The 14512-nt window shown below is 65.3% G+C and carries 9 protein-coding genes; all 9 read left to right on the top strand.

What is annotated here, in order from left to right:
* Positions 1-120: 120 nt before the first annotated feature.
* The 9 genes from CK221_RS05315 to CK221_RS05270 all read left to right on the top strand — a co-directional run bounded on the left by CK221_RS05315 (position 121) and on the right by CK221_RS05270 (position 14405).
* Positions 121-1038, top strand: coding sequence for a 3-keto-5-aminohexanoate cleavage protein (locus CK221_RS05315; RefSeq protein ID WP_066996067.1), 918 nt, complete (start codon positions 121-123; stop codon positions 1036-1038).
* 95 nt (positions 1039-1133) lie between these two features.
* Positions 1134-1757 carry an HD domain-containing protein gene (locus CK221_RS05310; RefSeq protein ID WP_095776957.1) on the top strand — a complete coding sequence of 208 codons (624 nt, stop codon included), beginning with the start codon at positions 1134-1136 and terminating at the stop codon, positions 1755-1757.
* Between the two features lie 2 nt (positions 1758-1759).
* Entirely contained in the window at positions 1760-2887 is a 1128-nt protein-coding gene (locus tag CK221_RS05305; protein ID WP_095776956.1) for a carnitine 3-dehydrogenase, read from the top strand.
* A gap of 4 nt (positions 2888-2891) precedes the next feature.
* Positions 2892-4055, top strand: coding sequence for an acyl-CoA dehydrogenase (locus CK221_RS05300; RefSeq protein ID WP_095776955.1), 1164 nt, complete (start codon positions 2892-2894; stop codon positions 4053-4055).
* A 64-nt stretch (positions 4056-4119) separates the two neighbouring features.
* Entirely contained in the window at positions 4120-6198 is a 2079-nt protein-coding gene (locus CK221_RS05295; RefSeq protein ID WP_095777095.1) for an acetate--CoA ligase family protein, read from the top strand.
* Entirely contained in the window at positions 6191-6973 is a 783-nt protein-coding gene (locus tag CK221_RS05290; RefSeq protein WP_066996079.1) for a carnitinyl-CoA dehydratase, read from the top strand. The genes CK221_RS05295 and CK221_RS05290 overlap by 8 nt, the downstream gene beginning before the upstream one ends.
* 216 nt (positions 6974-7189) lie before the next feature.
* On the top strand, positions 7190-8131 hold the full coding sequence (locus CK221_RS05280; RefSeq protein WP_095776953.1) for an alpha/beta hydrolase: 942 nt from the start codon (positions 7190-7192) through the stop codon (positions 8129-8131).
* 278 nt (positions 8132-8409) lie between these two features.
* Positions 8410-10680: a hypothetical protein gene (locus tag CK221_RS05275; RefSeq protein ID WP_179295076.1), complete on the top strand. Its 2271-nt coding sequence runs from the start codon at positions 8410-8412 to the stop codon at positions 10678-10680.
* Positions 10677-14405: a DUF11 domain-containing protein gene (locus tag CK221_RS05270; RefSeq protein WP_095776951.1), complete on the top strand. Its 3729-nt coding sequence runs from the start codon at positions 10677-10679 to the stop codon at positions 14403-14405. Before CK221_RS05275 ends, CK221_RS05270 begins: the two co-directional genes overlap by 4 nt.
* Positions 14406-14512: the final 107 nt, after the last annotated feature.

Below are 14512 nucleotides of genomic sequence, written 5' to 3'. Positions count from 1 at the left end.
CGTAAAATGCAAAACAGTTTCCGGCAAGTCGGTCATGCTTGGCCAGCTTCGGCGCAGGTCGTCATAGCAAAGCCGGTTTCCGGCTTCATCAATGGCTGATCGAATTTGGGAGGAAGGACGATGCCGCTCGCGATGAACCGTGAGGTTTTCATTACCTGTGCCGTGACCGGTTCCGGCGGGACGCAGGACCGCAGCCCGAACGTGCCGCGCTCGCCCAAGCAGATCGCCGATTCGGCGATCGAGGCCGCCAAGGCGGGTGCTGCGATCGTCCATTGCCATGTGCGCGACCCCGAGACCGGCAAGCCGAGGCGCGACGTCCATCTCTACCGCGAGGTCACCGAGCGCATCCGCGAAGCGAACGTGGACGTGGTGCTGAACCTCACCGCCGGCATGGGCGGCGACATGGTGTTCGGCTCGCCGGAAGCGCCGCTGCCGCTTAACGAGAAGGGCACCGACATGGGCGGCGCCACCAACCGCATGGAGCATGTGCGCCAGTGCCTGCCGGAGATTTGCACGCTTGATTGCGGCACGATGAATTTCGCCGAAGCCGACTATGTGATGACCAATACGCCCGGCATGCTGCGCGCCATGGGCGGCATGATGACGGCGCTCGGCGTGAAGCCCGAGATCGAAGCTTTCGATACCGGGCATCTGTGGTTCGCCAAGCAGCTGGTCGAGGAACAGGTGCTGAAGCCGGATGCGCTGGTGCAGCTGTGCATGGGTGTGCCTTGGGGCGCGCCGGACGACCTCAACACCTTCATGGCGATGGTCAACAACGTGCCGTCGACCTGGAACTGGTCGGCCTTCTCGATCGGCCGCAACCAGATGGCCTATGTCGCGGCGGCGGTGCTGGCCGGCGGCAATGTCCGTGTCGGCCTGGAAGACAATCTGTGGCTGGACAAGGGCGTGCTGGCGACCAATGCGCAGCTCGTCGAGCGCGCGGTGAGCATCGTCTCCAATCTCGGTGCGCGCGTGCTCGGACCGGAGGAAGTGCGCAAGAAGCTCAACCTCACCAAGCGGGCGCCGATCGCGGCATGAGCATGATCCCGCAAAGTGGGAACCGGTTTTTGCTTCGCTGACCTGCGGTTCGGAAAAGATCATGCTCAATCAACATTGAAAAGCGGGAGGTCGAGATGGCTACCGTCAAATTCACCGCGATGAAGGACGGCGACAAGGAAGACTATGAATTCCTGACCGCCCACGAGATCGACTATGCCGCCAGGACGGGGGATCGGCTGCTTTCCGCCCTGGTGCACCTCGACGAAGGTTTGTCCGGCTACAAGATCACCCGGCTAGGCCATTCGCTGCAGGCGGCGACGCGCGCCTGGCGCGACGGCGCCGACACTGACTGGATCGTCTCCGCGCTTCTGCACGACATCGGCGACATCTACGCGCCCTACAATCATGACGAATATGCCGCCACGATCCTGAAGCCGTTCGTGCGCGAGCAATGCACCTGGGTTGTCGAAAAGCACGGCGACTTCCAGCGCCTCTATTACGCGCATCATTTGGGCGGCAACCAGCATGCCCGCGACCGCTTCGCCGGCCATCTCTATTTCGACGATTGCGACCGGTTCTGCGAGCGCTGGGACCAGTCGAGCTTCGATCCCGACTACGAGACGCTGCCGATCGAGTTCTTCCGGCCCCTCGTGCTCGAAGTCTTCGCGCGCAAAGCTTACGACCCGGCCGTGATCCGCGCCGGCGAGCGCGTGCCGCTTTCCGATCCCGAAACAGCCAAGACCAGAACCGGAGCCTGACCATGAGCATCATCAACAAGGCGGCCGCCATCGGCGGCGGCGTCATCGGCGCCGGCTGGGTGGCGCGCCTGCTCTTGAACGGCATCGATGTTTCGATCTTCGATCCCGATCCCGAGGCGTCGCGCAAAGTCGGCGAGGTGATGAAGGGCGCACGCCGCGCCTACAAGCAGATGCTGCCCGGCGGCCTGCCCAAGGAAGGCAAGCTCACCTTCGCCAAGACGATCGGCGACGCGGTGGCGGATGCCGACTTCATCCAGGAGAGCGTGCCGGAGCGGATCGACCTCAAGCACAAAGTGCTGGCCGAGATCGACGCCCATGCGCCGGCCAACGCCATAATCGGCTCCTCGACCTCCGGCATCAAGCCGACCGACATGCAGGTGGCGATGAAGAAGCACCCGGAGCGGCTGGTCGTCGGGCACCCGTTCAACCCGGTCTATCTTCTGCCGCTGGTCGAGATCGTCGGCGGCCAGCAGACTTTTCCCGAGGCGATCGAGGTCGCCAAGGAGATCTACGCCTCGATCGGCATGAAGCCGGTGGTGGTGCGCAAGGAAATCGAGGCCTTCGTCGGCGATCGCCTCCTGGAGGCCGCGTGGCGCGAGGCGCTGTGGCTGGTCAAGGACGGCATCTGCACCGTCGAGGAACTCGACGATATCATGCGCTATTCCTTCGGCCTGCGCTGGGCTCAAATGGGCATGTTCCAGGTCTACCGCGTCGCCGGCGGCGAAGCCGGCATGCGCCACTTCATGGCGCAGTTCGGACCTTGCCTGAAATGGCCGTGGACCAAGCTGATGGACGTGCCGGAGTTCAACGACGAGCTGGTCGACCTGATCGCCACGCAGTCGGACGAGCAGGCAAACGGCCTCTCGATCCGCGAGCTTGAAAAGATCCGTGACGACAATCTGGTCGCCATCATGGATGCGCTGTCGAAGCAGAACAAGGGCAAGGGCTGGGGCGCCGGCGCGCTTCACAAGGACTATACCAGGCAGTTGGCCAAGCTGGCGGCGAAGCCGGCCGCCAAGGCAGGCGACAAAGCAAAAGCCGCCAAGCCGGCGAAGAAGATGGCGAAGCCCGCAAAGGCCGAGAAGCCCGCAAAGGCCGACAAGGCGAAAACAAGCAAGAAGAAGGGCTGAGGCGATGCATTTCGGTCTTTCGGAAGAACAAAAACTGATCGTCGAGACGACGCGTGCCTTTGTCGAGAACGAGCTTTACCCGCATGAGCGCGAGGTGGAACGCACCGGCGAACTGCGCCGCGAGCTGATCGACGAATTGAAGGCGAAGGCGATCGCGGCCGGGCTCTACGCCGCCAACATGCCGGCCGATGTCGGCGGCGCGGGCCTCGATACGGTGAGCTGGCTGCTCTACGAGAAGGAACTTGGCCGCGCCAATTACGCGCTGCACTGGACCTGCGTGGCGCGTCCCTCGAACATCCTGCTCGCCGGAACGCCGGAGCAGCGTGACAAATATCTCTTCCCCTGCATCCGCGGCGAGAAGTGGGACTGCCTGGCGATGACCGAGCCCGGCGCCGGCTCCGACCTGCGCGGCATGAAGGCGACCGCGGTTCAGGACGGCTCGGACTGGGTGCTCAACGGCACCAAGCACTTCATCAGCCACGCCGACATCGCCGACTTTGCCATCGCATTCATGGCTTCGGGCGAAGAGGATTCGCCGCGCGGCAAGCGCAAGAAGATCACCGCCTTCTTCGTCGACAAGGGCACCAAAGGGTTCACGGTGCGCGACGGCTACCGCAACGTCTCGCATCGCGGCTACACCAACTCAATCCTCGAATTCGACGACTGCCGGCTGCCGGCTTCCCAGGTGCTCGGCGAAGTTCACAAGGGCTTCGAGGTGGCGAATTCGTGGCTCGGCGCCACGCGCCTGCAGGTCGGCGCCACCTGCCTCGGCCGGGCAGAGCGCGCGCTTTCGCATGCCATCGAATATGCCGCGCAGCGCCAGCAGTTCGGCCAGCAGATCGGCAAGTTCCAGGGTGTGTCGTTCAAGCTCGCCGATATGGCGACGGAATTGAAGGCGGCCGACCTGATGGTGTTCGAAGCCGGCTGGAAGTACGATCAGGGCACCGTCACCGACCAGGACATGGCGATGGCCAAGCTGAAGGCTACCGAGATGCTGGCTTTCGTCGCCGACGAGGCGATCCAGATCCATGGCGGCATGGGGCTGATGGACGATCTGCCGCTGGAGCGCATCTGGCGCGACGCGCGCGTCGAGCGCATCTGGGAAGGCACTTCGGAGATTCAGCGACATATTATTTCGCGGGCGTTGCTGCGCCCGTTCGGGGCTTAGAGCATGATCCGCCAAAACCGGGATCCGGTTTTGGCAACGATCGTGCTCAAATGAAAAGATGACCATGCATAAACTCGAACGTCTCCTGCGCCCGAAATCGATCGCCGTGTTCGGCGGGGCACAGGCCGCCGCCGTCGTCGCGCAATCAATCAAGATGGGCTTTGCCGGCGAAATCTGGCCGGTGCACCCGACTAAAGACGAGGTCGCCGGCCGCAAGGCCTACCGTTCCGTCGCCGACTTGCCCGGCGCGCCGGACGCCGCCTTTGTCGGGGTCAACCGGCATCTCACCATCGAAGTGGTCAAGGCATTGGCCGAGCGCGGCGCCGGCGGCGCCGTCTGCTTTGCCGCCGGCTTCCTCGAAACCGAGGCCTATGACGAGGACGGCGAGCGGCTGCAGGCCGAGCTGGTCGCCGCCGCGGGTGAGATGCCGATCATCGGCCCGAACTGCTATGGCCTGATCAACTATGCCGACGGCGCGCTTTTGTGGCCCGATCAGCATGGCGGGATCAGGCTGGCCGAGGGCGGCAAGGGCGTCGCCATCATCACTCAGTCGTCCAACATCGCCATCAACATGACGATGCAGAAACGCGGTCTGCCGATCGCGTTCCTGATGACGGCCGGCAACCAGGCGCAGACCGGCCTTTCCGAAATGGCGCTCGGCCTGATCGAGGACGAACGCGTCACGTCGCTTGGCCTGCATATCGAGGCCTTCGATTCCGTGGCCGGCTTCGAGCGATTGGCGGCGAGAGCCCGCGAGCTGAAGAAGCCGATCATCGCCATGAAGGTCGGCCGCTCGGAACAGGCGCGGCAGGCGACGGTTTCCCATACCGCGTCGCTTGCCGGTTCGGATGCCGCCTCGGGCGCGTTCCTGAAGCGGCTGGGCATCGCGCGGGTCGATTCCATACCGGCCTTCATCGAGGCGCTGAAGCTCTTGCACATCACCGGGCCGCTGCCCGGCTACAGACTGTCTTCGATGAGCTGCTCGGGCGGCGAAGCCTCCGTGATGGCCGACAGCGCGGAAGGACGCTGGGTGCACTTCCCGACGCTAAGCGCCGAGCATCGCGCGCATGTCAAATCGACGCTCGGGCCGCTGGTCGCGGTCGCCAATCCGCTCGACTACCACACCTTCATCTGGAACAACGAGCCGGCGATGACGGCCACCTTCACTGCCATGGTGTCGGGCGGCTTCGACCTCAACATGCTGGTGCTCGACTTCCCGCGCCCCGACCGCTGCTCGGACACCGACTGGTGGGCGACGCTGCGTGCCTTCGAGGCGGCGCTGAAGACCAACAGGGCGCAGGGCGCGATCGTCTCCTCGCTGCCGGAAAACCTGCCGGAGGAATATACCGCCGGGCTGATGGCGCGCGGCATGGTGCCCTTGTTCGGCATTTCGGAAGCGATGGACGCCGCCCAGGCCGCCGCCTTCATCGGCTGGGCCTGGCGCGAGCCGCAGGCGCAGCCGGTCGACACCACGGCGGCGGGCGCTTCCGACGGCGACCACGTCACGCCGGACGAAGCCGAGGCCAAAGCGCGTCTGATCGAGGCCGGGCTGCCGGTGCCGAAGGGCGAGCGCGCCTCGAACGCGGTCGAGGCGGTGATTGCGTCCATGGCGCTCGGTTTCCCGGTGGCGCTGAAGACGCTCGGCGTGACGCACAAGTCGGAGGTCGGCGCCGTGCGGCTGAACCTCAAGGACGCCGAATCCGTCAGCAATGCCGCGCATGACCTGTTGCCGCTCGGCACCGGGCTCTATGCCGAGCGCATGGTGCGCGACGGCGTCGCCGAACTGATCGTCGGCTTCACCCGCGACCCGATGTTCGGCGCGGTGATGACGCTCGGCACCGGCGGCGTGCTGGTCGAGCTGCTGCGCGACAGCGTGACCCTGATGCTGCCGGCGACGCGCGACGACATCGAGGCGGCGCTGCGCGGCCTGAAGCTCTATCCGCTGCTGGAGGGCTATCGCGGCCGGCCCAAGGGCGACGTCCAGGCCGCCATCGACGCCATCGCCGGCATTGCCGACTTCGTGCAGAAGAATGAAGGCGAAATCGAAGAGCTCGACATCAACCCGCTGATCGTCTGCGCCGAAGGCAAGGGCGCCTGGATCGCCGACGCACTGCTGGTGCTTGGAGAAAAGAAGAATGGCTGACGTCATCACCACTCGCCGCGAAGGCACGATCCTGGAAGTCACGCTCGACCGGCCCAAGGCCAATGCCATCGACCTCAAGACCTCACGGCTGATGGGCGAGACGTTCAAGGCGTTCCGCGACGATCCCGGCTTGCGCGTCGCCATCGTCAAGACGGCCGGAGACAAGTTCTTCTGCGCCGGCTGGGACCTGAAGGCGGCTGCGGCCGGCGACGCGGTCGACGGCGACTACGGCGTCGGCGGCTTTGCCGGGCTGCAGGAACTGCGCGACTTGAACAAGCCGGTGATAGCTTGCGTCAACGGCATGGCGGTGGGCGGCGGCTTCGAGCTGGCGCTGTCCTGCGACCTGATCTACGCCTCTGACCATTCTTCCTTCGCGCTGCCCGAGATTCGCGCCGGCACGCTGGCCGACGCCGCGACGATCAAGCTGCCGAAACGCATTCCCTACCATATCGCCATGGACCTTCTCCTCACCGGCCGTTGGATGGATGTGGCGGAAGCGCATCGCTGGGGCCTGGTCAACGAGGTGCTGCCCAAGGAGAAGCTGGAGGACCGCGTCTGGGAAATCGCGCGGCTTTTGGCCAGCGGCCCGCCGCTGGTTTTCGCCGCGATCAAGGAGACGGCGCGCGTGGCCGAGGCGCTGACCTTCCAGGAGGCCATGAACAAGGTGACGCGCAGGCAACTGCCGACGGTCGATATCCTCTACGGCTCGGAGGACAATATGGAAGGCTTCCGCGCCTTTGCGGAGAAGCGCGATCCGGTGTGGAAGGGTAGATAGGCCGCAGACGATGGCGTTCCGTCACACCCCCCTCTGCCCTACCGGGCGTCTCCCCCGCAAGGGGGGAGATCGGATGTCACGGTCGCTTTCGCCAATTGCCAGCGTCGCAGTTGGATCGCCGGCGCCCAAGCTGCCAATCTCTCCCCCTGCGGGGGAGATGTCCGGCAGGACAGAGGGGGGTGCTCAGGCTCGACCTTCGCGATCGGCCCAAGCGCTATGACCGACTACAAGACCCTCATCGACGCCGAGACCTGGGCTTTCATCGAGAAGACCAATTCCTATTACCCGCCCGACACGATCGACTACACGATCGCAGAGCAGCGGGCGATCTACGACCGGATGTGCCGCGAGTTCTTCGCCGGCTATCCGCAAGGCGTGACGGTCGAAACGACCGCCATCGCCACGCCGACCGCCAGCATCCCGATCCGCATCTATAGCAACGCGGAAACGAACAGCGCCGCAATGGTGCTCTATGTTCATGGCGGCGGATTCATCCTCGGCGGGCTGGACAGCCATGACGATGTCTGCGCCGAGCTGTGCGCCCGCACCGGCTACGAGGTGGTCTCGGTCGATTACCGGCTGGCGCCGGAACATCTGCATCCGGCCGCCTTCGACGACGTGCTAAGCGCCTTTGAATGGGCCGCCAAGACCTATGTTTGCCCTGTCCTGCTTTGCGGCGACAGCGCCGGCGGAAACCTCTGCGCCGCCGTTGCCCACGCAACGCGCGGTCACGTCAAGAAGCCGGCCGGCCAGGTGCTGATCTATCCCAGCCTCGGGGGCGACCACTCGCGCGGCTCCTATGTGGCGCATGCTGACGCGCCGATGCTGACCCTGCGCGATATCGAATTCTACCTGAACATTCGCACCGGCGGCGTGGACCGGACCGGCGACCTCACGCTGTCGCCGCTCGCCGACGCCAATTTCGCCTATCTCCCGCCGACAGTGCTGATCACAGCCCAATGCGACCCGCTGTCCTCAGACGGCGAGGCCTATCGCGACCGCGTCGTCGCGGCCGGCGGGTATGCCTACTGGTTCGAAGAACAGGGGCTGGTGCACAGCTATTTGAGAGCCCGGCATACGGTCGGTCGTGCTCGCGCGAGCTTCACCCGCATCGTCGAGGCGGTCTCCGTGCTCGGCAGAGGCGAGTGGATCTGGTGATTTTGCCAAGGCGCGTCGCGTCGAGAATTCAAGCGCCGCGCTTCGGGGCTGATGCCAAAATCGCTGCTCTCTTTTCGGCGACTTGCATGAGACGGGCAAAGACAGCTCTACCAGCCGGGCGCCTGGAGCATTTCACCGTTTCACGGAAACGACGAAATGCTCGGGCTTGTTTGTTCTGACGCAATTCCGGACGGAAAACCGCTCACACTTTTTTTCGAATTGCTCTAGACCGCATTGAACCTTTCCGCCTCAGCCTGCGACTGACGGCCAGGCGCCGCATGGCGCGGGCCGGAAAGGGAGCCCGTATGATCAGAAATCCAGAGCCGCGGTGGTCCGAGAAAGCAACAGGAGCTCGGCGCGATCATCGGCTTCGGGATGGAGACGACGCGCTCGGCTTTCGGCTGATTCCGTTGACCCTGCCAGGCACCCGGCGTATCGTGAACAGGCGGAAAACAGACAATTCTATCAGGGACGAACGAGCCGGAACGCTGCGACTTACCTTGTTTTGCGCGGCGAAATCGGAGGGTTCTTCCGAAGACTTCGGGGGGAGCTCAATGTCTCGCGACCGCGGCTCGTTCGTGTCTTTTCGCGGCGGCGGTTTGCGCCGTGCGATCGTGACCACCAGCGGAATGCTTGCCCTGGCACTGGCTGCCGGCTTTTGCCTCGGCGGTGCGGCAAAGGCTCAGGAAACCCAGATCATCTATCCGGGCTCGATGGCGGTGACCGGCTTCCCCGGCACGATCATCCCGGATTTCGGCTCTCCCGATTCCGAAAAGGGCGGCCTGCCGCCCGGCGTCGACCCGGTCGACGAAACCTTCATCGACACTTCGCAGGCCTCGTTGCGCATTTTCAACGTCTCGCAACTCGGCGGCCCAGCTTCGGGCCAGCTCGTCTACACGCCGCCGCCCTTCGAGGTGACAGCCGGCCAGATCGGCGAGGTGTTCGGCCTCACCTATGACGACGGCGTGCGCGATGGGGTGCCGTCGGGCATTCCGAACCTCTATGCGGCGGCGACCTCGCTGCACGGCATCGAGATCGTCACGCCCGACACCGACGAGGACGGGCGGCCTGAGCGACAGCGCCGCGGCGCCGCCGGCGCCGTCTTCATGAACGGCCAGTTCGGCACCGAAAATGGCGGCGGACCGGGCACCATCTGGAAGATCGACGGTATCTCGGGCGCCGTCTCGAAATTCGCCGACATCGATACCAACAGCGGGCCCGGCATCGGCAACCTCGCCTTCGATCCGACCCATCGTGAGTTCTTCGCTTCGGATCTCGATACCGGGCTCATCCACCGCATCGATATCGAGGGCAATCTGATCGACAGCTTCGACCATGGCGTTGCCGGGCGTCCCGCGCATGGGCTGGCCCCGGTCGCCGACGACGGCGCCGTGATGGACATCCACGACACTGGCTTCGATTCGGAAGACCCCCGAACCTGGGGCTATACGCAGGATGCGCGCCGCGTCTGGGCCGTCGCCTACCATGGCGGGCGGCTCTACTATTCCGTAGGCGAGAAAGCCGAAATCTGGTCGGTCGGCATTGCAAGCGACGGGGGTTTTGGCCGCGATCCGCGCTGGGAACTGACGGTCAAGGCCGACCAAGATTATGCCGTCACCGATATCGCCTTCGACAATCAGGGTTTCATGTATCTCGCCCAGCGCGGCCCGGTCGAGAACCGCTACGATTACAGCCGCTTCGCCGAGACGGGCAAAGGCGCGGTGATCCGCTACCAGCGCGAGGATCCGGACGATCCGGCAACGGGATCGGTCTGGGCCGAGGTGCCGCAGGAATATGCGGTCGGCTTCCCGCAGGGCAACCGTCAGTCGGCAGGCGGCGTCGACCTACAATACCGCTACGACCCCGAAGGCAATCTTGACACCTCGGTCTGCACTGACACGGTCGTGAACACCGGCGACAAATTGCGCGACAATCCGGAGCTTGCCGAGCGCCTCGCCGCCGGCGGGCCGCTTGCCGTGCATGGCGTGCAGCTCACGCCAAACAAGCTGGTCAAGCCGGCAAACGTGCCGCCCTTCGGCTCCTGGTTCGTCGACTTCGACGGCTATTTCGAGAACCCCGACGTCCAGGGTCATGTCGGCGACGTGAGGGTCTGGCGCCCCTGCGAGCGCCGCGCCGGCTATTATGAGGAAATCCCTGGCGGCTTCCTGCCTCCCGTCTATCCGCCGGACTTCCCGCCGCCCGGCAACCTGCCCCCATGCCTCGATGTCGAGGACGTGCAGTATTTCTGCACACCCCGCGGCCTCCAGGCCGACCTCTATCTCCATGACGACGCCGGCTTTGGCGGCGATTCGATCAAGGCTTTGTCCAAGACACCGGGCGTCGGAGTAACCTCACCCATGTCGCATGCGCCGGGCAAGCCCTACACGATCGGCATAACCGGCCATAATCCGGGCGACACCGTCAATGTCGGGCTCTGCTTCTACCGGAAGTCCGACCGGGACAAGGGCGGCTACTATCCTTGCTGCAAGTTGACGCTGCCGCTCAGGACGCCGGTCGTCGAGTGCGAAGCGCCGAGGAGGGACAGATGAGCGGTCTCGTCCCTTCCCGCCCTGCCCCGCGCAAAACCGTCATGGGCACGATCATAAAACCCCTGTCACACGCCAGGCGCGGCGCACGCTGGCTGATGGCGGCCGGTGTCGCGATCGCCATGATGCCGGCAGTGCCGGCGCTTGCGCAGGACAAGGCACCGGCCGGCCAGATCGCCAATCCGGAAATGACGGCTGGATCGCGCGGCATCAATCCGGAGCTCGGGCGGATCATACCCTTCTTCACCAAGAAGGGTGGCCTAAGAGGCTGCGATAGCGTCGAATACGTCTTGAGCTTCGGCATCCATGGCGACCCCCAGGACTTCGACCGGCCAAGCGTGGCGGCCCTTCTGAAGGCGACAAGGCTCGACTTCAAGGACCAGTTGCCGCACGGCTTGCAGATCGTGAGCGTCGACGTCGTCGGCGACGGCACGGGCGCTTCCGGCGGACCGCTGCCCGCTGCTTCGATCAGCACATCGGCCGGCCCAAATGATACGGCAAGCGTTTCCAATTTCCGGATCAGCGCTTCGAACCTCGACGGCGTCGGCGCTGCCGACGAACGCGTGATCACTTTCCGGATCACGGCCAAGATAGACCATGCCGCCTTCGCCGCGCCGGCAACGGTCGATAACCAGGGTGAGATGAAGGTGGCCTTCAGGGGCGGTCCGGCAACCACGATCCCATCGCAGGATCCAGACAAGCCCGACGACGCCGATTTCCTCACAGGCGTGAAAACCTCGATCACGATCGACCTGAGCAAGTGCAACCCGCCGCCTCCACCTCCCAGCAAGGAATGCTTCAAGGTCGAACGCGGCACGGTCGACTGCGTGCCCGGCGGCGGCGCCTTCATCTATCACATGCCGGTCGGTCCGGAGATGGCCGGCAAATGGGTGCAGCTGTCGACGACGACACCCGGCATCACCATCGCCACCGACACCCAGCAGGTGCCTGCCGGCGGCGGCGTGTTGAACTGGAAGATCATCGGCGCCTCGCCGGGCGAGGCCATCCATCTCGTCGTCACCGGCATCGACACCTATGCCGGGCCGAAGGAAGGCTGGGGACTTTGCTGCACGCAGGAGATCGACATGGACATTCCGCGTGATCTCAGGTGCCCGCCCGAAAAGCAGCCCGACCTCAAGGTGGAGAAGTGGGCAGAGGTGCCGCGTTGCACGATATCCGGCGGCTGCGACTTCACCATCACGGTCACCAATGTCGGCGATGCGCCCTATAACGGCAAGATCGTGCTCGACGAGGTGACATTGCCGGCCGGGTCGGCGCTGTCGTCGGGACCGAACCCACCCTGGGTCTGCGCGCCCGGGACGACGCCGATGACCTGCACCCATCCGGCAACCACGCTCAACCCGGGCGCCTCCGCCGTCCTCAAGCTCGGCTTCAAGCCGGCCGGCGGCTGGCAGGGCAGCGTGCTGCGCAATTGCGCCGCCTATGACTACCAGGCGAGCGGCAAGCCGCTGTTCGGCAGCCAGCAGAACGATCGCGGCTGCGCCTCGATCCCGGTCTGCCGCCGTGGCGATCGCGATCCGCAATGCCAGCCTGGGGTCGAGAAGAAGGTCGACCTGCTGCTGAAGAAGCGCGCCCGCATGCCGGTCTGCAGGCCGGACGGCATCTGCAGCTTCGTGATCGATATCATCAACAACGGCACCAGCACCTATCACGGGCCGCTGACCGTGATCGACACCTATCCGGGCGACGCGCCGACCTCCTCGGCCTTCGGGCCGAGCCCGCCATGGACCTGCGGGCCGAACGGCCCCGGCCAGTTCCGCTGCGACAATGCCGGCATCTCGCTGCCGCCGGGCGCCTCGACGCCCATCGTGGTCAAGACGGTCATGCCGGCAAACCACCGGCCGGACACGGTCGAGAACTGCGCCGAGGTGAAGGCCATTGCCGGCGAGGTCGACCTCGCCAACAACAAGGCGTGCGCGACCGAGCGCATCCGCCGTCCGAATGGCGCCAAGCCCGGCCTGCGCATCACCAAGGCGTGCGAGAGCTCGCTGGCCGGTGCGTCCTCGGTATCCTGCCGCATCACCGTGACCAATGCCGGCACTGCTGCCCCCACCGGTCCGGTGCGGGTCAACGATGCCGCCACGCTGGTGTCGGGCGGCGCGCCGGTCGCTGTCCGGACCGTGACCCCGGACGGCGCCGACTGGAACTGCGGGCCAGTGCCCGCCAACACGCTGTCTTGCCAGATTGCCGGCGCCGTCATGACGCCCGGAACCAGCAGGCACTTCGACGTGACGGTCGGCGGCAATGACGCGTTCGAGAACTGCGCGCGCGGCTCTTTTGGGCCGGCGCCCCGCGACGACATCGTCTATCCGATCGGCCAGGCTTGCGCGAAGGGCGGTGGGGCCTCCACGATCCGCGTCGAGAAGACCGGCGACAGCGAATGCCAGCCAGGCGCGCCCTGCTCGTTCGAGATCACCATCACGAATGAGGGGCCGAATGCCTTCTCCGGTCCGGTCCGCATCGGCGATGCGGTCGGCATCGACGGTCTCGGCAGGCTGGAGAGTGTCAAGATCACCGCGATCGACCCGCCTTTCGGCTGCTCGCCGGAGCCGGCGACGCTGCCGGCGTCCTGCATCGCCAATCTGAGGCTGGGCGCCGGCGAAAGCCATACGCATCATGTCACAGTGGTCCTTCCCGACGACGCGCGCCTTGCCACTCTGCGGGGTACGGTCAGCGGACAGAACTGCGTCGGGGTGCTCTCGCCAAACACGCCGGTGCAGGGCGGCGGCGATCTGCTGTCGCGCGCCCCAGCCAACGCGCAGGGCGACCGCGGCAAGGCCTATGCATGCCACGCCTTCACCATCAAGCGTGAGGTGAAGAACCAGTGTTCGGGCGGCATGGTGCTCAACTCGGCCGGCCGCTGCGCCTGCCCGGACGGCACCACATTCCGCAACGGTCAGTGCTCGTCCGGGGGCACCAAGCTTCTGCCGCTGCCAGTGCCGCAGCGCTGCGTCCTGCTCAAGGGCCAGATCCGGACCGAGGACGGACGCTGCGTCTGCCCGCGCGGCACCGAGCTGGAAAACGGCAGATGCGTTCAGAGCGAGCAGCCGCAGGAACCGCAGTGCAGGCTGCGTCCCGGCCAGTACCGCGACCAGGACGGCAATTGCGTATGCCGGCGCGGCGAGCTGGTGAACGGCGTCTGCCGGGTCGCTCCGCCGAAATGCACGATCCGCGGCGCCATGCCGACACCGGATGGCTGCGCCTGTCCCAAGGACACGCATGTCGACCGCGCCGCCAAGGCTTGCGTGTCCGACAGGCAGCAGCCGCCCAGCCAGTGCCGCATTCGCGGCCACGTGCGCAATGCCGATGGCGATTGCGTCTGCCCGAGGGGGACGGCGTTGAAGGGCAAAGCCTGCGTGCCGCTCAGGAAGCCGCAAGCATGCTCCATCCGCGGCCAGTTCCTCAACAAACGCGGCGTCTGCGTGTGTCCACGCGGGACCGAAGTGATCGAAGGTAGATGCGGCAGGTTCGAAGACGCTGTATGCGCGCCGGGCTCGGAGATGATCGATGGCATGTGCCAGCCGATCATCAGGCGGCGCTGCCCGGTCGGAACGGCCGGCCGGTATCCGGATTGCTTCCCGATCCGCAGGCGGCCAGGCTTGGAGATCGATCCGGACCTGCTGCTCAATCCGAATATCCTGCAGCAGTTGGTGCCAAGAAGCCAACCAAGGCTGCAGCGGAACCCGGCGACCGACAACCTTCAGTAAGGCAGCCCATCACTACCGCGCCCGCGAACCCGCCGGAAAAATCCAGCGGGTTCTCTCCTTCCCGCATCGCAGCTCGCGTTCTGCGTGCCCGTCGAGCGAAGCGGAAA

It is taken from the genome of Mesorhizobium sp. WSM3868 (genome assembly GCF_002294785.1).
Classification (GTDB): domain Bacteria; phylum Pseudomonadota; class Alphaproteobacteria; order Rhizobiales; family Rhizobiaceae; genus Mesorhizobium.
The sequence above is the reverse complement of the archived record's forward strand: the minus strand, read 5'-3'. Positions and strand labels throughout refer to the sequence as shown.